The organism is Streptomyces sp. NPDC053542, assembly GCF_044544685.1.
Taxonomy (GTDB): Bacteria; Actinomycetota; Actinomycetes; order Streptomycetales; family Streptomycetaceae; genus Streptomyces.
In genome coordinates this window covers 65,582-85,923 of the sequence record NZ_JBITXL010000001.1, presented here as the reverse complement: position 1 = coordinate 85,923, position 20,342 = coordinate 65,582, and the positions used below count along the sequence as shown (strand labels likewise).

At 72.9% G+C, this 20,342-nt stretch carries 21 protein-coding genes; 9 read left to right on the top strand and 12 right to left on the bottom strand.

Annotation, left to right across the window (positions count from 1 at the left end; genetic code table 11):
• The first annotated feature begins 78 nt into the window (after window positions 1–78).
• Together ACIGXO_RS00390 and ACIGXO_RS00385 are read left to right on the top strand one after the other, a co-directional pair.
• Window positions 79–1,242, top strand: coding sequence for an exonuclease SbcCD subunit D (locus ACIGXO_RS00390; RefSeq protein ID WP_399778499.1), 1,164 nt, complete (start codon window positions 79–81; stop codon window positions 1,240–1,242).
• Window positions 1,239–4,367 carry an AAA family ATPase gene (locus ACIGXO_RS00385; protein WP_399778497.1) on the top strand — a complete coding sequence of 1,043 codons (3,129 nt, stop codon included), beginning with the start codon at window positions 1,239–1,241 and terminating at the stop codon, window positions 4,365–4,367. Before ACIGXO_RS00390 ends, ACIGXO_RS00385 begins: the two co-directional genes overlap by 4 nt.
• Before the next feature lie 6 nt (window positions 4,368–4,373).
• On the opposite strand, the gene ACIGXO_RS00380 is transcribed toward ACIGXO_RS00385, so the two are convergent.
• Window positions 4,374–4,829, bottom strand: a complete 456-nt coding sequence (locus tag ACIGXO_RS00380) for an Lrp/AsnC family transcriptional regulator (protein WP_399778495.1) — start codon at window positions 4,827–4,829, stop codon at window positions 4,374–4,376.
• Between the two features lie 94 nt (window positions 4,830–4,923).
• On the opposite strand from ACIGXO_RS00380, the gene ACIGXO_RS00375 reads away from it, so the two are divergent.
• Window positions 4,924–5,436, top strand: a complete 513-nt coding sequence (locus tag ACIGXO_RS00375) for a rhodanese-like domain-containing protein (protein WP_399778493.1) — start codon at window positions 4,924–4,926, stop codon at window positions 5,434–5,436.
• A gap of 97 nt (window positions 5,437–5,533) precedes the next feature.
• The gene (locus ACIGXO_RS00370) at window positions 5,534–6,418 is read left to right on the top strand and encodes an SDR family oxidoreductase (RefSeq protein ID WP_399778491.1); all 885 of its coding nucleotides are present in this window, start codon (window positions 5,534–5,536) and stop codon (window positions 6,416–6,418) included.
• On the opposite strand, the gene ACIGXO_RS00365 is transcribed toward ACIGXO_RS00370, so the two are convergent.
• From ACIGXO_RS00365 to ACIGXO_RS00350, 4 genes are all read right to left on the bottom strand, one after another.
• Window positions 6,390–7,046 (bottom strand): GNAT family N-acetyltransferase, encoded by a 657-nt coding sequence (locus ACIGXO_RS00365; RefSeq protein ID WP_399778489.1) that lies wholly within the window; start codon window positions 7,044–7,046, stop codon window positions 6,390–6,392. The two genes, ACIGXO_RS00370 and ACIGXO_RS00365, sit on opposite strands and share 29 nt — an antisense overlap.
• A 77-nt stretch (window positions 7,047–7,123) precedes the next feature.
• Complete coding sequence (locus tag ACIGXO_RS00360; protein ID WP_399778487.1) at window positions 7,124–8,836, bottom strand: DUF885 domain-containing protein; 1,713 nt, start codon at window positions 8,834–8,836, stop codon at window positions 7,124–7,126.
• A gap of 66 nt (window positions 8,837–8,902) precedes the next feature.
• On the bottom strand, window positions 8,903–10,330 hold the full coding sequence (locus ACIGXO_RS00355) for an amino acid permease (RefSeq protein ID WP_399778485.1): 1,428 nt from the start codon (window positions 10,328–10,330) through the stop codon (window positions 8,903–8,905).
• A gap of 260 nt (window positions 10,331–10,590) precedes the next feature.
• Window positions 10,591–11,322, bottom strand: a complete 732-nt coding sequence (locus tag ACIGXO_RS00350) for a CatB-related O-acetyltransferase (protein WP_399778484.1) — start codon at window positions 11,320–11,322, stop codon at window positions 10,591–10,593.
• A gap of 162 nt (window positions 11,323–11,484) precedes the next feature.
• Here ACIGXO_RS00350 and ACIGXO_RS00345 point away from each other — a divergent pair, with 162 nt between their 5' ends.
• Complete coding sequence (locus ACIGXO_RS00345) at window positions 11,485–12,432, top strand: LysR family transcriptional regulator (protein ID WP_399778482.1); 948 nt, start codon at window positions 11,485–11,487, stop codon at window positions 12,430–12,432.
• 46 nt (window positions 12,433–12,478) lie between these two features.
• Here the strand turns inward: ACIGXO_RS00345 and ACIGXO_RS00340 are convergent, their stop codons facing one another.
• The 3 genes from ACIGXO_RS00340 to ACIGXO_RS00330 all read right to left on the bottom strand — a co-directional run bounded on the left by ACIGXO_RS00340 (window position 12,479) and on the right by ACIGXO_RS00330 (window position 14,210).
• The gene (locus ACIGXO_RS00340; RefSeq protein WP_399778480.1) at window positions 12,479–12,811 is read right to left on the bottom strand and encodes a DUF3140 domain-containing protein; all 333 of its coding nucleotides are present in this window, start codon (window positions 12,809–12,811) and stop codon (window positions 12,479–12,481) included.
• Between the two features lie 102 nt (window positions 12,812–12,913).
• Window positions 12,914–13,318 (bottom strand): nitroreductase family deazaflavin-dependent oxidoreductase, encoded by a 405-nt coding sequence (locus ACIGXO_RS00335; protein WP_399778479.1) that lies wholly within the window; start codon window positions 13,316–13,318, stop codon window positions 12,914–12,916.
• Between the two features lie 73 nt (window positions 13,319–13,391).
• A complete protein-coding gene (locus ACIGXO_RS00330) occupies window positions 13,392–14,210 on the bottom strand; it encodes an SDR family NAD(P)-dependent oxidoreductase (RefSeq protein WP_399778477.1) in 819 nt (272 codons plus the stop codon).
• A 149-nt stretch (window positions 14,211–14,359) separates the two neighbouring features.
• On the opposite strand from ACIGXO_RS00330, the gene ACIGXO_RS00325 reads away from it, so the two are divergent.
• Entirely contained in the window at window positions 14,360–14,608 is a 249-nt protein-coding gene (locus ACIGXO_RS00325) for a hypothetical protein (RefSeq protein ID WP_399778475.1), read from the top strand.
• A gap of 27 nt (window positions 14,609–14,635) precedes the next feature.
• Here ACIGXO_RS00325 and ACIGXO_RS00320 read toward each other — a convergent pair whose 3' ends face one another.
• The 3 genes from ACIGXO_RS00320 to ACIGXO_RS00310 are packed head-to-tail and all read right to left on the bottom strand — an operon-like array spanning window position 14,636 to window position 16,967.
• On the bottom strand, window positions 14,636–14,863 hold the full coding sequence (locus tag ACIGXO_RS00320; protein WP_031058897.1) for a non-oxidative hydroxyarylic acid decarboxylases subunit D: 228 nt from the start codon (window positions 14,861–14,863) through the stop codon (window positions 14,636–14,638).
• A 35-nt stretch (window positions 14,864–14,898) separates the two neighbouring features.
• A complete protein-coding gene (locus ACIGXO_RS00315) occupies window positions 14,899–16,323 on the bottom strand; it encodes a non-oxidative hydroxyarylic acid decarboxylases subunit C (RefSeq protein WP_399778473.1) in 1,425 nt (474 codons plus the stop codon).
• The gene (locus ACIGXO_RS00310; protein WP_399778471.1) at window positions 16,293–16,967 is read right to left on the bottom strand and encodes a non-oxidative hydroxyarylic acid decarboxylases subunit B; all 675 of its coding nucleotides are present in this window, start codon (window positions 16,965–16,967) and stop codon (window positions 16,293–16,295) included. The genes ACIGXO_RS00315 and ACIGXO_RS00310 overlap by 31 nt, the downstream gene beginning before the upstream one ends.
• 98 nt (window positions 16,968–17,065) lie before the next feature.
• Here ACIGXO_RS00310 and ACIGXO_RS00305 point away from each other — a divergent pair, with 98 nt between their 5' ends.
• The gene (locus tag ACIGXO_RS00305) at window positions 17,066–18,010 is read left to right on the top strand and encodes an AraC family transcriptional regulator (RefSeq protein WP_399778469.1); all 945 of its coding nucleotides are present in this window, start codon (window positions 17,066–17,068) and stop codon (window positions 18,008–18,010) included.
• Between the two features lie 113 nt (window positions 18,011–18,123).
• Complete coding sequence (locus tag ACIGXO_RS00300) at window positions 18,124–18,354, top strand: hypothetical protein (protein ID WP_399778467.1); 231 nt, start codon at window positions 18,124–18,126, stop codon at window positions 18,352–18,354.
• Window positions 18,355–18,454: 100 nt separating this feature from the next.
• Here the strand turns inward: ACIGXO_RS00300 and ACIGXO_RS00295 are convergent, their stop codons facing one another.
• Entirely contained in the window at window positions 18,455–19,678 is a 1,224-nt protein-coding gene (locus tag ACIGXO_RS00295) for an FAD-dependent monooxygenase (protein ID WP_399778465.1), read from the bottom strand.
• Window positions 19,679–19,772: 94 nt separating this feature from the next.
• Between ACIGXO_RS00295 and ACIGXO_RS00290 the strand changes: the two genes are divergently transcribed.
• Entirely contained in the window at window positions 19,773–20,342 is a 570-nt protein-coding gene (locus tag ACIGXO_RS00290) for a TetR family transcriptional regulator (RefSeq protein WP_399778463.1), read from the top strand.

Here is a 20,342-nt window from a genome sequence, read left to right as displayed (position 1 = left end):
ATGCAAGAATGAGGCCGGTGAGGGGCGGGGTGGCCCAGGGGCTCGTGAAGGGGACGACGTGCAGGCCGGAGCGGATCTTTGAGAATCTTGCACACCTCCGACTGGCACCTCGGACGCTCGTTCCACCGCGTGAACATGCTCGGCCACCAGCGCGCCTTCCTCGACCACCTCATCGAGACCGTCCGGACGCACGAGGCCGACGCCGTGCTCGTCGCGGGTGACGTGTACGACCGGGCCGTCCCGCCGCTCGCCGCCGTCGAGCTGTTCGACGACGCGCTGCACCGCCTCGCCGACCTCGGCGTGCCCACCGTCATGATCTCCGGCAACCACGACTCGGCCCGCCGGCTCGGCGTCGGCGCCCGCCTCATGGCGAAGGCCGGCATCCACCTGCGCACCGACCCGGCCGGCTGCGGCACGCCCGTCGTGCTCACCGACGACCACGGTGACGTGGCCTTCTACGGCCTGCCGTACCTGGAGCCGGCCCTGGTCCGCGACACCCTCGGCGCCGAGAAGGCCCGCCACACCCAGGTACTGGGCGCGGCCATGGACCGGGTACGGACCGATCTCGCCGGCCGCCCCGCCGGCACCCGCTCCGTCGTCCTCGCGCACGCCTTCGTGACCGGCGGCGCGCCCAGCGACAGCGAGCGCGACATCACCATCGGCGGCGTCGCCTCCGTGCCGGCCGAGGTCTTCGACGGCGTGGATTACGCGGCCCTCGGCCATCTGCACGGCTGCCAGACGATCACCGAGCGGGTGCGGTACTCCGGCTCCCCGCTCGCGTACTCCTTCTCCGAGGCGCAGCACCGCAAGTCGATGTGGCTGATCGACCTGGGTGCGGACGGCGCCGTGGAGGCCGAGCGGCTGCCGTGCCCCGTGCCCCGCCCGCTCGCCCGCCTCCGCGGCCGCCTGGACGATCTGCTCGCCGACCCGGAGCTCGCCCGGCACGAGGAGTCCTGGATCGAGGCCACCCTCACCGACCCCGCGCGCCCGCACGAACCGATGGCCCGGCTCACCGAGCGCTTCCCGCACACCCTCGCGCTCGCCTTCGAGCCCGAAGCACGCGACGGCGAGCCCGACGTCTCCTACGCGCAGCGGCTGCGCGGCCGCAGCGACCAGGAGATCGCCGAGGACTTCGTGGCCCACGTACGTCCCGGCCGGGCCGCCGACGCGGCGGAACGCGCCCTGCTCGGCGCCGCGTTCGACGAGGTGCGGACCGACCAGGCGGCGAAGGAGTCGGCGTGAAGCTGCACCGGTTGACCCTCACCGCCTTCGGGCCGTTCGGCGCCGCCCAGACCGTCGACTTCGACCGGCTCTCCGGCGCCGGGCTCTTCCTGCTGCACGGCCCGACCGGCGCCGGCAAGACCTCCGTCCTGGACGCGGTCTGCTTCGCGCTGTACGGCTCCGTGCCCGGCGCCCGCCCCGGCGGCCAGTCCCTGCGCAGCGCCCTCGCGGCCCCCGGCACGTCCACCGAGGTCGTCCTCGACCTGACCGTCGCCGATCGCCGGCTGGAGATCACCCGGCGGCCCGAGCAGCCCCGCCTGAAGAAGCGCGGCACGGGCACGACGATGGAGAAGGCGTACAGCGCGCTGCGCGAGTACGACCCGGCGACGGGGGAGTGGCAGGCGCTCAGCCGGTCCCACCAGGAGATCGGCGAGGAGATCCAGCAGTTGCTCGGCATGAGCAAGGAGCAGTTCTGCCAGGTCGTGCTGTTGCCGCAGGGCGAGTTCGCGAAGTTCCTGCGGGCCGACGCCGAGGCCCGCGCCAAGCTGCTCGGCCGGCTCTTCGACACCCGCCGGTTCGCCGCCCTGGAGGAACGGCTCGCCGTGCTGCGGAAGGCGGCGGCCGACCGGGTCACCGCCGCCGACGACCGGCTGCTCGCGCTCGCCCACCGGATGGCACAGGCGGCGGGGGAGCCCCCGGACCTGCGCGATGCGTCGGTGCCGGCGCCGGGGCCGGCGGAGGAGCCCGCCAGTGGTACGGGGCGTGGCTCCGCCTCCGGTGGTACGGTCCGCGGCTCTCGTACGCGGGCGAAGAAGCCGGCCGTACGGACGGATGCCGCTCCCGCACCCGGCGAACCGGGCTTCGCCGCCACCGTCCTGGCCTGGGCAGCCGTCGCCCGGGCGGGCGCGCGCGAGCGGCTGGAGATCGCCGAGGCGGCGGCCGGCACGGCCGAGACCGCCGCTGCCGAGGCGGCCCGCACTTTGGAGGAGACCCTCGAACGTGCCCGGCTCCAGCAGCGGCACGCCGAGGCCCGCCGACGCGCCGACGCGCTCGCCGCGCAGACGGCCGACCGCGAGCGGGCCCGGCAGCGGCTGGACCGCGCCCGCAAGGCCCAGCGCGTCGCCCCCGGTCTCGCCCTGCGTGACGCCGCCTGGCGCGATCACGAGGCGGCGCAGGCCGCCGAGCGCCGCGCCCGCGAGCGGCTGCGCCCCGACCTCGTGGACGCGGGCAGCGACCAACTGGCCGCGCTGGAGCACCGGTTGAGGGGCGAGCTCGGCTCGCTCGACGCGGCCCGCCGTGACGAGCGCCGCGCCGCGGACATCGCCACCGAACGCGCCGCGCTGGACCGCGAGGCCCGCGCCGACGAACAGACCCTCCTGGACGCCGCCGACTGGCTGGCCGGCTGGGAGGCCACCCGCACCGCGCACCAGCACCGCATCGACACCGCCCAGGAGGCGGCGGCCCGCGCCGAACAGCTCGCCGCCCGCCTCGAACCGGCCGAGACCCGGCTGGCGGCCGCCCGCCGCCGCGACCGTGCCAATGCCCAACTCGCCGATGCCGAGCTGGAGTTGCTGCGCGCCAGGGAAGCCGCGACCGAGGCCCACGAGGAGTGGCTGAAGCTCAGGGAGGCGCGGCTGCACGGCATCGCCGCCGAACTGGCCAAGAACCTGGAAGCCGGTGCACCGTGCGCCGTGTGCGGCGCGACCGAACACCCGGCGCCCGCCCGTACGGAAGCCGATCACGTGGACCGCGACCGGGAGGAGGCCGCGTTCGCCGCGTACGAGCGTGCCGTCTCCGCCCGTGAAGAGGCCGAGCGGGCCGGGCAGTCCGTGAAGGAGGAGCTGGCCGCCGCCACCGCGGGCGCCGGCAACGCGCCCGTCGCCGCGCTCGCCCAGGAACTGGAGGAGCTGCGCGCGGAACACCACGCCGCGCACGCCACCGGCGCCGGGCTGCACGCCGCCCGCGAGGCCCTCGCCCACGCCGAGCGCGAGTACGAGCAGCGCCGCGCGGAACAGCAGGCCGCCCAGCAGCGCGCCGCGGCCCGCGACTCCCGCCGCGAGGCCCTGGACCGCGAGGAGAACGCGCTGGCCGAAGGGTTGCGCCGGGCCCGCGGCGACAGCGCGAGCGTCGCCGAGCGCGCCCACCGCCTGGAACGGCAGACCGCGCTGCTCGCCGAGGCGGTGACCGCCGTACGGGACGCCGAGACCGCCGCCGAGCGCCTGAAGGAAGCCGACGCGGCCCTCGCCGACGCCGCGTACAAGGCGGGCTTCGACACCCCGCGGGAGGCCGCGGCCGCCTTGCTGGGCGACGACGAATGGCGCCGCGTCCAGGGGCAGTTGGACGCCTGGCAGGCCGAGGAGGCCGCGGTCGCCGCGGAACTCGCCGATCCGGGTGTTGCCGACGCCGCAGCGCTGCCGCCCGCCGACACCGAACAGGCCCGCGCCCAGGCCGAGGTGACGGCCCATCGGCTCCGCGAGGCCGCCACCGCCCACGCCACAGCGCGCGACCGCTGTGCCGAACTGGACCGACTCTCCGCCCGCGCCGAGCACGACGCCCGCGAACTCGCGCCGCTCCGCGAGGAGTACGACCGGGTGGCCCGCCTCGCCTCCCTCACCGCGGGCACCTCGGCCGACAACGAACGCAAGATGCGCCTGGAGTCGTACGTACTGGCCGCGCGCCTCGAACAGGTGGCGGCCGCCGCCAGTGCCCGCCTCACGCGTATGTCGGGTGGCCGCTACACGCTCGTGCACTCCGACGAACGGGCCGGCGGCGCCCGCCGCTCCGGCCTCGGCCTGCACGTCATCGACGCCTGGACCGGCCAGGAACGCGACACGGCAGGGCTCTCCGGCGGCGAGACCTTCTTCGCCTCGCTCTCCCTGGCCCTCGGCCTCGCCGACGTCGTCACCGACGAGGCCGGCGGCACCCGCCTGGACACCCTCTTCATCGACGAGGGCTTCGGCAGCCTCGACGAGCAGACCCTCGACGAGGTCCTCGACGTCCTGGACTCGCTGCGCGAACGGGACCGCAGCGTCGGCATCGTCAGCCACGTGGCCGACCTCCGCCAACGCATCCCGGCCCAGCTGGAGGTCGTCAAGAACCGCGCGGGGTCGTCGGTCCGCCTCCGTACACCGGACGGCGTGGGCTGACAGGCGTCACGGGCTGACGGGGCGGCCGGCGAGCGGGGAGGAGTACACGACATTGGTCGTGACGGCCCCCAGGGCACCGATCCGCCCCGCCACCTCCTCCAGATGCCGCATGGAACGCGCCGCGACCTTGATGACGAAGCAGTCGTCACCCGTGACGTGGTGCGCCTCCAGGATCTCGGGCGTGGTGTCCAGCAGATCGTGGAACGGCTTGTAGTTGCCGTTCGGATACCGCAGCCGTACGAAGGCCAGCACCGGCAGCCCGACCCGCTCGGGGTCCACCACGGCCGCGTACCCGCGGATCACCCCGGCCTCCTCCAGCCGCCGCACCCGCTCGGTGACGGCACTGGCCGACATGTTCACCGTCCGCGCCAGGACGGCGTAACCCGCGCGCCCGTCCCGCTGCAGAGCGTCGAGTATGCGCCAGTCGGTGGCGTCGGGGGAGTACCGGGAAGAAGTCGTCATGATCGCTGTCTAGCAGTGGAATCCCCGGCAGATCAAGGGTTTTCCCGGGGAAAGCCTGTTCCGGCCCGGACCGGCGGGCCGTAGATTTCCGATCATGACGACACTTCAGGACACCGGCTCCCGCTCCGGCAACTCCCCGATGGCCGTGCCCCCGGCCGCGCCCGCCGAGGCCGCCGCCTACTTCGCGGCCCGCCTCGCCTTCCATACGGACGTCGCCGACGTGCATGCCGCCCTGGCCGGCGGCGACCCCGGCTTCGTGCTCGTCGACTCCCGCAGCCGGGCATCCTGGGACCAGGGCCGCATCCCCGGCGCCGTTCACCTCCCCACCGCCCGCATCCCGGAACGCGCCGCCGCCCTCCTCGACCCGGCCGTCCCCGTCGTCGTCCACTGCTGGGGCCCCGGCTGCGACGGTGCCACGCGGGCGGCGCTGGCCCTGGCACGGCTCGGCTACCGCGTGAAGGAGATGCTCGGCGGCATCGAGTACTGGATCCGTGAGGGCTACGCCGTGGACACCGTGCGCGGCACCGAACGCCGCCCGGCGGATCCGCTCACGGCGCCGGTCCCGGCGGCGGCCGACGCGGGACCGGCGGTTTCCTGCGGCTGTTGAGCCGCCGCAGGCTACTGCCGTCCAGGGCCGTCGACTCCGCTTCGACATGGCGAAAACGGGATGACAAGGGGCGTCTCGGCGGCCAGGGTGGTCGACCATGGCCATGACGCACGACCGGAACCACGACCGGAACACGGAACCGGAAGCCACCGAACCCTCCCCGTCCGCCGACGCGCTGCGTCGCGCGCCGTACCCGCTGCGCGGCCGTACCGCGTTGGTCACCGGTGCGAGCCGGCGCGGCGGCATCGGCTATGCCGTCGCCCGCCGGCTGGCCGCGTACGGCGCGAGTGTGTATCTGCATCACCACGTCCCGCACGACGCGCGGCAGCCGTGGGGCGCCGACCCGGGCGGGCCCGAGGCGGTCGCGGCGGGCGTGCGGGAGGTGGCCGTGGCCGGTGCGGTGGTGGCGCACGGGCCGGGCGACCTCGCGGACCCCGAAGCGCCGGCACGTCTCCTCCGTACCGCCGCCGACGCGCTCGGCGGCCGGGTGGACGTCCTCGTCGCCAACCACGCGCTCAGCGGCGCCGACGGCACGCTCGACACCATCGACGCGGCCATGCTGGACGCGCACTGGGCGATCGACACCCGGTCGGTGATCCTGCTGGCGCAGGCGTACGCCCGCCACCGCACACCCGGACAGCCCGGCGGCCGCATCGTGATGATGACGTCCGGTCAGGACCAGGGCGGCGGGATGCCGGGCGAGGTCGCGTACGGCCTGGCCAAGGGTGCGCTGGCGTCGGCCACGCGGACGCTCGCCACCACTCTCGCGCCGCTCGGCGTCACGGTGAACACCGTCAACCCCGGCCCGGTCGACACCGGTTACGCCGTCGGCGAGCTCCGCGAGTGGGTCGCCCGGCGCTTCCCCGGCGGCGCGTGGGGCGCGCCCGACGACCCGGCCCGGCTCATCGCCTGGCTGGCGACGGACGAGGCGGGCTGGATCACCGGCGAGGTCATCAACTCGGAGGGCGGGTTCCAGCACTGAGGGGACCGTCCGCGCCACCGCTGAGGGCCCCGTCCGCGCCGCCGCTGGCACCGCTCCCGCTCCCCGTGTACTCGAACACGTACATCCCCGTCTCCTCGCCCGCGCGCACGAAGCCGGAGCGGGCCAGCACGCGCTGCGAGGGCAGGTTCGCCGGCTCCGTGGCGGCCCGCAGCATGCGTACCTCGGGGCGGGCGGCCGCCCAGGAGGCGAGCAGCCGTACCGCGTCCGTCGCCCAGCCGGCGCCGCGTGCCGAGGGGGACAGGTCGTAGCCCAGCTCGACCGTCCCCGCCTCGTCCGGCGGGCCGTGGAAGCCGATGCCGCCCAGGGCGACGCCGTCCTCGGTGCGGGTGATGGCGTACGTGCCCCAGCCGGGCCGGTACAGCCCGGCCGCCGCGAGCTGCACCATGATCCCGGCGCCCTCCACCGTGCCCTCGGGCGGCTCGCCGTCCACCCACGTCAGCCCGGCCGTCCCGCCGTCCGCGAGCCGCGCGCACTCGCCAGGCGGCAGCGCCCGCAGCGTCACGCGCCCCGCGGTGAGCGCGAGCGGGCCGTCCGACGCGGAGCCGGGGCCCCGGCTGTCCGGTTGGTGCGGGTCGCCGGGGCCGGGGGACAGGAAGAGGTTGGTCATGGGGAGCGACCTTACGGACCACCCTCCCCGTCCGCCACGGATTTCCCGGCGACCCGCGCCGACCGACGCCCCGCCGGCTACAGCGCCGACAGTTCGCTCTCCAGGTCGTCCAGGCCCAGCGAGCCCTGGGAGAGCGCCGCCATGTGCCACTTCTTCGGGTCGAAGGCGGCGCCGTGCCGGCGGCGGGCGGCCTCGCGGCCGTTCAGCCAGGCGCGTTCGCCCAGCTTGTAGCCGATCGCCTGGCCCGGCATGCCCTGGTACCGGATGATCTCGCTCTCCACGAAGTCGGACGGGCGGCCGCAGTGCGCGTCCATGAACTCCTGCGCCAGCTCAGGCGTCCAGCGCTCGCCCGGGTGGAACGGCGAGTCCGCCGGGATCTCCAGCTCCAGGTGCATGCCGATGTCGATGATCACGCGGATCGCGCGCATCATCTGGGCGTCCAGATAGCCGAGGCGCTGCTCGGCGTTCCTGAGGAAGCCCAGCTCGTCCATCAGCCGCTCGGCGTACAGCGCCCAGCCCTCGGCGTTGGCGCTGACCATGCCGACCGTCGTCTGGTAGCGGGAGAGCTGGTCGCTGACGTGCGCCCACTGCGCGAGCTGGAGGTGGTGGCCGGGCACGCCCTCGTGGTACCAGGTCGAGACCAGGTCGTAGACCTGGAAGCGGGTCTGGCCCATGGTCGGCAGCCAGGTGCGGCCCGGGCGCGTGAAGTCCATCGAGGGGCCGGTGTAGTACGGCGCGGCCGCGCTGCCCGGGGGCGCGATCCGCGACTCCACCCGCTTGACCCGCTCGGCCAGTTCGAAGTGCGTGCCGTCCAGCTTCTCGATGGCCTCGTCCATCAGCGACTGGAGCCACGCGCGGGTCTCCTCGACGCCCTCGACCATCTCGCCGTGCTCGTCCAGCCAGGCCAGCGCCTCCCACGGGGTCTTCGCGCCCGGGAGGACCTTCGCGGCCTCCTTCTCCATCTCGGCGAGCAGCCGGTGGAATTCGGACCAGCCGTACGTGTAAGCCTCGTCCAGGTCCAGGTCGCTGCCGTTGTAGTAGCGGGCGAGGCGGGCGTACCGCTCGCGGCCCACCACGTCGGGGGCGCCCTCGACGGCCGGCGCGTAGGTGTCGCGCAGCCAGTCGCGCAGCTCGGTGAGCGCGCCGGTGGCGAAGCCGGCCGCGGCGTCCAGGTCGGCGCGCAGGCTCTCGGGGCCGGTCGCGGCGAAGTCGGCGAACCAGCTGCGGTCCGTACCGATCCACTCGGCCAGCTGCCCGAGGACCGTCCGCACCTGCCGCGGCCCCGCCGGCAGCCCGCGCTTCAGGCCCTCGCCGAGGGCGGCGCGGTACCCCTCCAGCGCCGCGGGCACGGCACGCAGCCGCTGCACGACGGCCGCCCAGTCCTCGTCCGTCGCGGTCGGCGTGAGGGTGAAGATGTTGCGTACGGAGTGCAGCGGCGAGCTGAGGTTGCTGACGGCGCGCAGCCCCTCGCCCGCCTCGTGGACGGCGAGTTCGGCGGTCAGCCGCTCGCGCAGCAGCCGGGCGCAGCGCCGCTCGACGTCACTGTCGCCGCCCGGCCGCGCCTCGGCGGCGGCGAGCCGGTCGAGCGTCGTGCGGGCCAGCTGGGCCAGCTCCTCCTGCCCCGTGGGGGAGAAGTCGGGCAGCTTGCCGGAGCTCTCCGGTACGCCGAGGTACGTGCCGGTGATCGGGTCGAGGGCGATCAGGGCGTCGACGTAGGCGTCGGCGACCTGGCGGGGCAGCGGCTCGGCGGTGGAGCCGGCCTGCCCGGTGGAAGCGTGGGATACGGACATGGGCCCATCCTGGTACGGATGGGCCCATGGCGTCACCAGCAATACTGGTGACGTGACTGTTCGGGGCTACGCCGTCCGCGAACCGCGGATCCGGTCCCGTACCAGCGCGATCCCCACCACGAGCGCGGCGGCCAGCATCGACAGCGTGACCTGCTGCCGCCCGTCGGGGTCGGTCAGCATGTAGACCAGCACGAACGAGATCATGCCGATCGTCGCCCAGGTCAGATACGGGAACAGCCACATCTTCACGACCAGCTTCGACGGGTCGTCGCGCAGGATCATCCCGCGCATCCGCAGCTGCGCGAAACAGATGACCAGCCACACGAACAGCGCGACGGCGCCGGAGGAGTTGAGCAGGAAGGCGAAGACGGTGTCCGGCCACTCGTAGTTGAAGAACACCGCGACGAAGCCGAAGAGGACGGAGGAGAGGATCGCGGCGCGCGGCACGCCGCGGGCGCTGGTCCGCGCGAACGCCTTGGGCGCGTCGCCGCGCTGGCCGAGCGAGAAGGCCATGCGGGAGGCGGTGTAGAGCCCGGAGTTCAGACAGGAGAGCACCGCGGTCAGCACGATGACGTTCATGACCTGGCCGGCGTGCGGGATGCCGATCGAGTTCAGGGCCGCGACGTAGCTGCCGTCCTGGGTGATCGACTTGTCGTTCCACGGCAGCAGGCTGACCACGACGAAGATCGAGCCGAGGTAGAAGACACCGATACGCCAGATGACGCTGTTGGTGGCCTTGGTGACGGCGCGCTGCGGGTTCTCCGACTCGCCGGCGGCGAGCGTGACGATCTCGCTGCCCATGAAGGAGAAGACCACCATGAGCACGCCCGTCAGGATCGACCCCGGGCCGTGCGGCATGAACCCGCCGTGTTCGGTGAGGTTCGCGATCCCCGCGGTCTCGCTGTGCGCGCCGGGCAGTACGCCGAAGACGGCCAGCAGACCGATCGCGACGAAGGCGGCGATCGCGACGACCTTGATCCCGGCGAACCAGAACTCGAATTCACCGTACGAGGCGACCGACGCCAGGTTCGTCGCGGTGAGCACCACCATCACGATCAGCGCCCAGCCCCACTGGGGCACGGCCGGCACCCAGCTTTCCAGGATCTTCGCGCCCGCCGTCGCCTCGACGGCCAGCACCACGACCCAGAAGAACCAGTACAGCCAGCCGATCGAGAAGCCGGCCCAGCGGCCGAGCGCCCGGTCCGCGTACGCGGAGAACGACCCGGAGCTGGGATAGGCGGCGGCCATCTCGCCCAGCATCCGCATCACGAAGACGACCAGCGCGCCGACCAGGGCGTAGGACAGGAGGATGGCGGGTCCGGCGGCGGCGATGCCGGAGCCGGAGCCGACGAAGAGACCGGCGCCGATCACCCCGCCGATGGCGATCATGGACAGATGGCGGTTCTTGAGACCGGCCTGCAGGCCGTCCGACGGGCCGTCGCCGGGGGCGGACGGTGGGGGAGGCGCCACGTCGGTCGTCGGTTGCGTGCTCATACGGTCCTCGGCAATCGGTGGGATTCCATCCCTGCGCGGGCAGCAGGGCACGGCAAGCCGCGTGGTGCGGCGGGCCGCGATGAGGGGTGCGCCGCGTGGGGGAGGCGTAGCCGGCGGCGTTGCGGACGGAGCCCGGCGGGCCCGGCGCCCGAGGTTCGATCTTGCGTAACGGAGACGCTAAGAAGAATTTGCTCCCGTCACCATGTACAGATGTCACACCCTGCCCGCCGACCCTTTCGACACCTGCACAAACGTGCAGGTCAGGCGGGGTGCGGAACGGCCCTGGCGCCGGTCAGCGTGCACGGGTCGACGTCCGCCGCGACGTCTTCCGGGTCAATTCCGGCATACCGGGCCAGCTGCGCCACATCGCGCCCCTGGAGGAGGGGGAGTGCTTCCGCGATCCGCTCGTCGCTCCAGTTCCACCAGCCGATCCGCCAGAGCAGCTTGCGGCGCAGCGGGTCGAAGCGGTGCCGGACGGTCCTGTTGTCACCCACCACGACGGAGTACGGGGCGACGTCCTTGGCGACGGTGGCGCGCGCCCCGATGATCGCGCCGGTCCCGATGCGCACACCCGGCAGCACGACAGCCTCGTATCCGATCCACACCTCGTGCCCGATGACGGTGTCGCCGGCCGGCGCCCAGGCGTCGTGCTCGTGCGCGAAGAAGTTGAATCCGTACGGGGTCACCGCGTCCGCGTGGGTGTCGTGCCCGTGATTGCCGCCCAGGAGGAAGGCCGTGCCCGAGGCGAACTGGCAGAAGTTCCCGATCCGCAGCCGGTCGAGGGGGATGCCGCTGTCGCGGTACTCCGTACGGTCGTCGAAGGCGTAGCGCAGCCGCGCGGCGAACGACTCCTGGTGGTGGTAGCCGCTGTACCAGCTGTGCCTCCCCTCCTCCAGCGCGATCAGCGGATGCGCCGCCACCCCGGGATCGGTGTCGATGCGCTGCACTTCGGTGAAGTCTTTGAAGAGGCATGTCTTGAGGATGTCGGTCATGGGCGCGGACGCTAACAGCGCGGCCGCGGCCGGTCTCCCGGATTTTTCCGGTGGGCCGCCCGTGTGCCGCCGGTAAAGAGGTGTGAGGGGTTTGTGCCCGACGGTCGCGGGAGGTGTGCTTTCCGCGGTAACGGACAGGGTGCGCGTTGTTACGATGCGCCCATGGCGGGGGACGCAGGACCGACCGGCCGGGAGAGCAGCGCACCGACGGATCCGAGTACGCACCAACTGAGGCTGTTCCTGCTGCTGGCCGAGGAGATGCACTTCGGCCGGGCGGCGAAGCGGGTGTTCATGACCCAGCCCGCCTTCTCGCAGCAGATCCGTTCGCTGGAGCGGCGGCTCGGGCTGACGCTGGTCGACCGCACGACGCGCACGGCGGGACTGACCCCTTCGGGGCACGAACTGCTCCCCGAGATCCGGGCGATGGTGCAGGCCGCCGACCGGCTGCGGCGGGCCGCCGGTGAGCGCGTCCGTACGCTCTCGGGCCGGGTGGTCATCGGCTCCTTCGAGGCCATCACCTCCGTCCACCCGATCCCGGAGATCCTGGAGGAGCTGAAGGCGCGGCATCCGGGGATCGAGGTCGAGATCGTCCGGATGGGCTTCGCGGACTCCGCGGCCACCGTCCTCGCGGGCGGCGTGGACGCGGCGTTCCTCTTCCCGCCCGTGCCGCCCGGGATCCAGACCCAGCGCCTCGCCGACCTGCGCCGCGTCGTGTGCCTGGCCGCCTCCGACCCGCTCGTGGACGCGGGCCCGCTGACGCTGAGCCGGCTCGGCGAGCGGCGGAACATCGGCTGGTCGCCGGAGATCCCCAAGGTCTGGCGGGACTTCTGGGCGGTCGACCCCCGCCCCGACGGCAGCCCGGCGCGCTACACCGCCCACCAGATCGCCGAGTTCGAGCCCGCGCTCACGGCCATCGCCCTCGGCGAGGGAATGCAGTTCCCGCCGGAGCCGGCCCGTTGGCTCTACCATCGGCACGGTGTCGCGTACGTCGAAGTCACCGACCTGCCGCCGTGCCATACGGCGCTCGCCTGGCGGACCCGCGACCGCGAGCGGCCGATAGTGACCGCACTGCGCCGGGCGACCCGCACAGTCCTGGACCGGCTCCGATAGGGCGAGCCGCGGAGCCGGACCGCGGCACGGCCCGACTCCGCGGCTGTCAGGCGGGCTTGAGCGGGTCGTGGCCGATGTTCATCAGGCCGTGGCGCCAGTCGGCGCCGCCCGCCTGCGGGTCGCGGTGCTCGGCCCGCTGGGACTCCACGATCTCGCACACCCGCCGCATGACCTGCGCGTCGCTCTCCGTGAGGTCGGTACGGCGCTTGCCGAGGATCTCCAGTACGTGCCGCCCGAACGGCGCGCCGGCCTGGTCGGGGACCACCTCCGACTCCTGACCGGCGCCCTGGACGCTCAGCCACTCCCGCAGCTCACGCGACGTCATATTGACGACGGAGTGGAACGCGTCCCACAACTCGGTGCTGACCTGTGCTGTCACGACATGCCTCCTCAGACTCACGGCCGCCCGGAATCACCCGGAATGTTCGCCGCACAGGTATCCGGCGACCCACCGGGGCAAACCCCGCGTCACCGGCCCCCGTCAGGCAGTGCGTTCCAGCACCACGACCGGGATGTCCCGGTCGGTCTTCTTCTGGTACTCGTCGTACTGCGGCCAGGTCGCCGCCATCGTCCGCCACATCGCCGGCTTCTCCTCCGCCGTCGCCGTACGGGCGCGCGCGGTGAACCTGTCACCCTTCACCTGCACCTTTACCTCGGGATTCGCTTGCAGGTTCAGGTACCACAGAGGCGGCGTGTCCGAGCCGCCATTGGAAGCGACGACCAGCAGATCGTCACCGAAGGGCTGGTAGATCAGCGGCGTGCTGCGCTGCTCGCCGCTCTTGCGGCCGGTGGTGGTGAGGATGAGCGTCGTGGTGCCCTGCCAGTCGTGCCCCTCCGCGCCATCGGTCTCGACGTACCGCTTCACATGCTCCTTGCCGAACAGCATCGGCCGGCTCCTTCGTACGGATGAACAGGGACAGGGCAAACCTGCCATTGTGGAGCGCGAAGTACACCTCGGTTCAGCGCCGATCTGCGCCCGGCATGCCCCGCAGCCCCGACTCGGCCGCGACCAGCCGGTCCAGCGCCTCCCCGGGGTCCGCCAGGCCCGGTACGCACACCACCTCGCCCCGCTCCAGCGCCGCCAGCGAGGCCGTCACCACCTCGTCCACCGGCATTCCCCCCTCCGCGTGAACCCGCTGCTCCGTACCCGCGACCGATTCCTCACCCGTCGTCAGATGGAACTCGGTGGCGGTGAGTCCCGGGCAGAGCACCTGGATGCGCAGCGGGGTGTCCGCCAGCTCGGCCGCGAGGGTGCGGGTGAAGGTGACGACGTACCCCTTCGTGCCGCCGTAGACGGCGCGCCGGGGGAGCGGGTCGGGCGGCAGTGAGCCGGCGAACGCGAGGCGGGAGGCGACGTTGACCACCGCGCCCCGGCCGCGCTTCAGCATCCCGGGGACGGCGGCCCGGGCCAGCACCGTCAGCGCCGTGACGTTGACGTTCAGCACCCGCGTCAGCAGCACCGGGTCGACCTCGGTGAAGTACCCGTAGCCGTTGATGCCCGCGTTGTTGACCAGCAGCGCCACGTCCTCGGCCGCGACCCGCTCGGCCGTCCGCGTCAGGTCCTCCGGTACGGCCAGGTCGGCGACGAGCGTCTCGACGGCGACGCCGGCCGTCTCCCGCAGCCGGCCGGCGAGCTCGTCCAGCCGCCGCGCCCGCCGCGCCACGAGCACCAGGTCCCAGCCGGCCTCGGCGAGCCGCTCGGCATACCGCGTGCCGATCCCGGACGAGGCCCCGGTCACCACCGCCGTACCCGGGCTGCCGGCTCCAGTCGTCTCCATCTCCGTCCTCACTCCTTCACTCTCACGATCCCGCCTGGCCTGCCGTTCGAGTGGCGGTACGTGTGTCGATTCAACGACTTGGCTACTCATCGACCAATGAGGTGGCGCCGAAACGCCGCCTCCTCCTGTGGCAACCGATGGAGGTATCGATGAAGCGCTCCGCTCTGCGCCTGGCCGCGGTCGCACTCCCCGTGACGGCACTCGTCCTGACCGCCGGTGGTACGGCGTCCGCGCACGATGACGGCGACGACTTCCTGAAGAGCAGGATCGTCGTCACCAAGACGTACCACGCCTGCGAGGGCGCCGGACCGCACGGAACGCACAGCTGCGGCGCGTGGTCGTACTCGGCCTCCATCGAAACCGGCCGGGACGGCGACCTCGAGCTCTACAACGACTGAGACCCGTACGGCGGCTGAGAGCAGCCGTCAGCCGGCGTGCAGCGGCGGCACCGCCGGGACCTCGATGGCGTTGTCCATGTCCTCCTGGGTGAGGCGGAACTGCGCGGGGTACGCCTCGCGCCGGGTCCGGCGGTCGGGCTCCGTGGTGCGCCAGGTGTAGAGGCAGCGGGCGCACTGGAGCACGTCCCAGACGCCGGGGACGGGGGAGTGGGCGAGGGTGTCGAGCGCGTCGTGCGCGCAGCGGGGGCAGATCATGAGGGGCTCCGGAAAGGTCGTAAAGGTCGTAGGGGTCAGCGGGCGGCGATCAGCGCGTTCAGCCGGCCGATCCACTCCTTGGTCTCGGGCAGGTCGCGGACCGGCGTACTGAAGTTGCCGCGGTTGTCGGGCGAGACCGGGGTGGTGGCGTCGATGATCATCTTGCTGGTGATGCCGGCGGGGGAGGCGGACGGCGCCAATTCCACGACCGAGAGGTTCGGGATGATCACCACGTCGTCCGCCGGGTTGACCTTCGAGGACATCGCCCACATCACCTGCGGCAGGTTGAACGGGTCCACGTCCTCGTCGACGAGGATCACCTGGGCGACGTACCCGAGTCCGTGACGCGTCGTCATCGCGCGCATCCCGACCGCCTTGGCGAAGCCGCCGTACCGCTTCGCCGTCGAGATGATCACGGCCAGGCCGTGCGTGTACATCGCGTTGACGGCCTGCACCTCGGGGAACTCCGCGCGCAGCTGCTTCAGCAGCGGGACACAGGTGTTGGGCCCGACGAGGTAGTCCACCTCGGTCCACGGCATGCCCAGGTACAGCGACTCGAAGACCGGGTTCGTGCGGTACGAGATGCGGTCGATGCGGACCACCGGCATCCGGCGGCCGCCCGAGTAATGGCCGGTGAACTCGCCGAACGGCCCCTCGATCTGCCGCTTGCGGCCCTCGATCACGCCCTCGATGACGACCTCCGAGCCCCAGGGCACGTCGAAGCCGGTGAGCGGCGCGGTGGCGATCGGCGCGGGCGCGCCGCGCAGCGCGCCGGCCATCTCGTACTCGGAACGGTCGTACCCCATCGGCATGCCGGCCACGATCGAGATGACCGGCTCGTTGCCGAGCGTGATCGCGATGGGCAGGTCCTCGTCGCGGCTCTCGGCCGCCTTCAGGTGCAGCGCCACGTCGTGCACCGGGACCGGCTGGATGGCGAGCCGGTTACGGCCGATGACCTCCAGGCGGTACGTGCCGACGTTCTGCTTGCCGAAGTGGTCCGGGTCGTCGGGGTCGCGCGAGACGACCGCGGCCTTGTCGAGGTAGAAGCCGCCGTCCCCGTCGTTGAGGCGGAAGAGCGGGAGGACCTCGAAGAGGTCGACGTCCGCGCCCTCCTGCGTGTTCTCGCGCCAGGGCGCGTCCTCGCGCCGCTCGGGCGCGACGGGGAAGTCGTCCCAGCGCCGCGCGAACTCCTCGACCTGGTCCTTGACCGAGGTGGCCGCGGGCAGACCGAGCGCGAGGGCGTGGTTGCGCCAGGAACCGTGCACGTTCAGCGCGATCCGGGCGTCGGTGAAGCCCTTGACGTGGTCGAAGTACAGGGCGGGGGCGCCCTCGCCGATCCGGCCCGCCGCGTTGGCGGCCGCGGCCAGGTCCGGCTCGGGCAGCACCTCGTCGGTGATGCGCAGCAGCTGGCCCTCGCCCTCCAGGGTGGTCAGAAAGCTGCGGAGGTCGTCGTAGGCCATGTCTGCTCCTTGCTGTCCATGCTGTTCTCGCGGTTGTCACGGGGCTTGCCGTGGTCACGGGTCTTGTTGTGGTCACGGGCCGCCCGCATGCCCTCCCACCGCTTGGCGGCGGGCGCCGGCAGGTCGAACTGGTCGACGATGCGGGCGGTGATGTGGTCGACGATGTCGTCGACCGAGGCGGGGTGGTTGTAGAAGGCGGGCATCGGCGGCACGATCCGCACGCCCATCCGCGCCAGCGCCAGCATGTTCTCCAGATGGATCTCGCTGAGCGGCGTCTCCCGCGGGACGACCACCAGCTTGCGGCGCTCCTTCAGTACGACGTCGGCGGCGCGGCCGACCAGGCCGTCGGCGTAACCGGCCCGGATCCCGGCCAGCGTCTTCATCGAGCAGGGCACGATGATCATGCCGTCCGTCCGGAACGATCCGGACGAGATGGCCGCGCCCTGGTCCTCGGGGCTGTGCACGACATCGGCCAGCGCGGCGACCTCGCGCGCGCTCCGGCCGGTCTCCAGCTCGATCGTGGACCGGGCCCAGCGGCTCAGGACGAGATGGGTCTCCACCTCCGGCAGCTCGGCCAGGTGCTCCAGCACCCGGATCCCGAAGACGGCCCCGGTCGCCCCGGTCATTCCCACGATCAGCCGCACGTCGCACCTCGCTCTCCAGCAGCTTCCGGCTCTTCGCTGCCTCTTGTGCGACCGTAGGAGCGGGTACGGGGACGACAGCGGTACGCTACGGACTCACCATGGGAAAAAACGGACAGCTCTCGATCACGGACGTCGCCTACCGGCCGTCTCTCGGGGCGCCCATTGGCATGGACGTCCTGGACTTCGCCGAGCTGCGGGCCCGCGGACACCGCCGCGGCATCGATCTCGGGACCCCGCAGCGACCCGGCTTCCACCACCTCATCCACGTGCGTTCCGGCACACTGCGGCACACCGTGGACTTCTCCGAGCACGTCCTGCCCGCCGGCAGCTGGCTGTGGATCCAGCCCGGCCAGGTGCACCAGTACGTCCCCGAGGACCTGGCGGCCGCGCGCGGCACCATCGTGATCTGGCAGCCCGGCTTCGCCGACGCCGAGGCGCCCTACGAGCAGGCCCCGCTGCTGCCGGACGGGCCGCACGCCCGCGCCACCCAGCTCGCCCTGCGCCACCTCACCCACGAGTACGCCGACCTGGCCTCCATCCCCCTCCAGCCGCACATCGAGGCGCTGCGCCTGCTGCTGGCCGTACTGCTGCTGCGGCTCGCCCACGCGCGCCCCGAGGCCCCCGCCGCGCACCGGCCCGGCGGCGCCTTCGCGCACTACCACGCCGCCGTCGAGCGCGACTTCGCCGACACGCACCGCGTCGCCGACTACGCCACCGCGCTCGGTTACAACGTCCGTACGCTCACCCGCGCCACGCTGGCCGCCACCGGGCTGACCGCCAAGCAGTACCTCGACGCCCGCATCCTCCTGGAGGCCAAGCGCCTCCTGGTGCACACCGACGCCCCGGCGGCCGAGGTCTCCCGGCGGCTCGGCTTCCGCGAACCGGGCGACTTCTCCAAGTTCTTCCGCAAGCGCGACGGCCGCACGCCGCAGCAGTTCCGCGCGGTGGCCCGCGGCGCGGCACAACAGGCCCCGCGGAGTGCGCAACACGCCTCACGGAGCGAACAACACGCCCCGCGGAGTGACAATCCGACGACTCGGTGACTGGATGGACCGCGGTCGGCCATCAGGGTCAATTGCCCGAGCGCCGCGCTTCGGGAGCCGGTGGGGCGGAGAAGCATGGGGGCGATCAACCCACCTACCTGAAGAGGTATGACATGCGCAAGATCTTCGCTCGTACCGCAGCGTCTCTCGCCCTGGCCTCGGCCGCCCTGGTCCCGATGAGCGGCATCGCTTCCGCGCACGACCACGGCCACGGCGCCGGCGGGGGGATGAGCGGCTCGGCGAGCAGCATGACCAGCGTCGGCGGGCACGACGGGGTCGTGACCATGGGCGACGCGCGGGCCGCCGCCTACTGGATGGGGCTCGTCCACGCGGGCCTGGTCTGACCGGTCCGGGCGACGGCTGAGCTGTCGTGCCGTCAGGTGGCGGTGTTGCCCCGAGGGAGGGGTGACACCGCCGCTCTGCTTACTGAGCCGTGACGCACCGTCAGGAAGCGCGCGAGCCCGCCACCGGCTCCCGCCGCACGTCATGGGCGTGGATCCAGCCGAAGTCCGCCGGGACCGTGGCGAGCTTCCGGTCCCGCCGCTCGGCCGCCGGCCCGTCGGGGAGGTGCAGCAGGTCCGAGGTGACCCAGGAGCTGCGCTGCACCTGACGGGTGCGCACCCGCCGGAGCCCTTCGTACCGGCGCAGGGCCACGTCGTACGCGTCGGATCCGCCGGCCGCCCGCGCGTCGGCCAGGCAGTCCGCCAGCGTCACGGCGTCCTCGATGGTCTGGTTGGCGCCCTGCCCGTGGTGCGGCAGCATCGCGTGCGCCGCGTCCCCGATCAGCACCGCCCGGCCGCGGCTCCACCGCCGCAGCGGCGCCTGCCCGAAGAGGCCCCACCGCGCGCTCTGCGGCGCTCCCGCCAGCATCTCGGTGATCGCCGGGTGCCAGCCGTCGAACGCCGCGAGGAGCTCCCCGGGTGCGGCCTCCGCCCGCCAGGTGTCCTCGGTCCACCGCTCCGGGCCCTCCACCACCGCGAGGAAGTTGACCGTACCGGCGCTGTCGATGGGGTAATGCAGCACATGCGCGCCCGGTCCCATCCAGAACTGGATGGCCGACGGGTCCGGCAGCGAGGGCATCGCCTCGGCCGGTACCAATCCGCGGAAGCCGCTCGTGCCGGAGTACGCGGTGACGTCCTCGGCCGTGACGTGGCGCCGCACGGTGGAGTGCACGCCGTCCGCGCCGACGACGAGACCGGCCCGGACGCTCCGGCCGTCCGCGAGGTCCAGACGTATCCCGCCGCCCTCCGCCGCCGCGTCCTCGTGCACCCCGCCGACCGCCGTGCCCAGGTGCAGCCGCTCGCTGCCCCAGGCGTCGCCGAGGATGCGCTGGAAGGCCGCGCGGTGCACGCCCAGGTAGGGGCCGCCGAACCGGGCGCGGTATGAGTCGCCGACCGGATGCGCGGCGATGCGGCGGCCGTCCTTCCAGTGCCGGTACACCAGCTCGGTCGGCTCGGCGCCGGCGGCCGTCAGCGCCGCGTCCAGGCCGAGCCCGGCGAGCAGCCGGGTGGCGTTCGCCGACAGCGCCACCGCCGCGCCCACCTCCCGCAACTCCGGCGCCTGCTCAAGGATTTCCGCGTCGATGCCGCGTGCCCGCAGGGCGAGTGCCAGGGTGAGCCCGCCGATGCCGGCCCCCACGATCGCGATGTCCGGGCCCGTTGCGCCCATTCCCTGCCTCCTCGTCTCGCGGTTGTTGATGTACCGATCGGTACATCAACGGTTCGCGTTGGACTGTAGGTGTACCGATCGGTACGGTCAAGGGGTGCCTCGTGCGACCGATTCACGGAAACGGACCGAACTGCTGGAAAAGGTGGTGCAGCATCTGGAGCACCACGGGCTGGCGGGCCTCTCGCTGAGCCCACTCGCGGAAGCGGTGGGCAGCAGCAAACGGATGCTGCTCTACTACTTCGGCAGCCGGGAGAACCTGCTGGCCCAGGCGCTGGCCGCCAGCCGCCCCGACGCCGAGGCGATGTTCGGCGGCGTCGACGACGCGGCAGGGCTGGACCGCGCCGCCCATACTCTGTGGGAGGCGATCACGGTCGGCAGGCAGCGCGGCCTCGTCCGCATGCTGCTGCAGCTGCTCAGCCTGGCCACCACCCAGCCGGAGCCGTACGGCGCGCTGGCCGCCGATGCGGTCGAGGTCATGGTCGGCCCGATCGCCGCTGCCTACGTACGGCTCGGCTACGCGGAGGAGGACGCCAGGGTGCGGGCCACGCTGCTGGTCTCGGGCCTGCGGGGGCTGTGCCAGGACCGCCTGGTCACCGGCGACACGGCCCGCATCGACGCCGCGGCGCACCGCCTCATCGAGGACGCCACGAGCCCGGCGGGCTGA

What these genes read in the sequence shown, in the direction of transcription:
- ACIGXO_RS00330 (WP_399778477.1), bottom strand. Translation starts at nt 14,210, where the DNA reads ATGGAGACGACTGGAGCCGGCAGCCCGGGTACGGCGGTGGTGACCGGG.
- ACIGXO_RS00360 (WP_399778487.1), bottom strand. Translation starts at nt 8,836, where the DNA reads ATGTCCGTATCCCACGCTTCCACCGGGCAGGCCGGCTCCACCGCCGAG.
- ACIGXO_RS00365 (WP_399778489.1), bottom strand. Translation starts at nt 7,046, where the DNA reads ATGACCAACCTCTTCCTGTCCCCCGGCCCCGGCGACCCGCACCAACCG.
- ACIGXO_RS00345 (WP_399778482.1), top strand. Translation starts at nt 11,485, where the DNA reads ATGGCGGGGGACGCAGGACCGACCGGCCGGGAGAGCAGCGCACCGACG.
- ACIGXO_RS00370 (WP_399778491.1), top strand. Translation starts at nt 5,534, where the DNA reads ATGGCCATGACGCACGACCGGAACCACGACCGGAACACGGAACCGGAA.
- ACIGXO_RS00325 (WP_399778475.1), top strand. Translation starts at nt 14,360, where the DNA reads ATGAAGCGCTCCGCTCTGCGCCTGGCCGCGGTCGCACTCCCCGTGACG.
- ACIGXO_RS00355 (WP_399778485.1), bottom strand. Translation starts at nt 10,330, where the DNA reads ATGAGCACGCAACCGACGACCGACGTGGCGCCTCCCCCACCGTCCGCC.
- ACIGXO_RS00295 (WP_399778465.1), bottom strand. Translation starts at nt 19,678, where the DNA reads ATGGGCGCAACGGGCCCGGACATCGCGATCGTGGGGGCCGGCATCGGC.
- ACIGXO_RS00380 (WP_399778495.1), bottom strand. Translation starts at nt 4,829, where the DNA reads ATGACGACTTCTTCCCGGTACTCCCCCGACGCCACCGACTGGCGCATA.
- ACIGXO_RS00300 (WP_399778467.1), top strand. Translation starts at nt 18,124, where the DNA reads ATGCGCAAGATCTTCGCTCGTACCGCAGCGTCTCTCGCCCTGGCCTCG.
- ACIGXO_RS00305 (WP_399778469.1), top strand. Translation starts at nt 17,066, where the DNA reads ATGGGAAAAAACGGACAGCTCTCGATCACGGACGTCGCCTACCGGCCG.
- ACIGXO_RS00320 (WP_031058897.1), bottom strand. Translation starts at nt 14,863, where the DNA reads ATGATCTGCCCCCGCTGCGCGCACGACGCGCTCGACACCCTCGCCCAC.
- ACIGXO_RS00335 (WP_399778479.1), bottom strand. Translation starts at nt 13,318, where the DNA reads ATGCTGTTCGGCAAGGAGCATGTGAAGCGGTACGTCGAGACCGATGGC.
- ACIGXO_RS00375 (WP_399778493.1), top strand. Translation starts at nt 4,924, where the DNA reads ATGACGACACTTCAGGACACCGGCTCCCGCTCCGGCAACTCCCCGATG.
- ACIGXO_RS00350 (WP_399778484.1), bottom strand. Translation starts at nt 11,322, where the DNA reads ATGACCGACATCCTCAAGACATGCCTCTTCAAAGACTTCACCGAAGTG.
- ACIGXO_RS00315 (WP_399778473.1), bottom strand. Translation starts at nt 16,323, where the DNA reads ATGGCCTACGACGACCTCCGCAGCTTTCTGACCACCCTGGAGGGCGAG.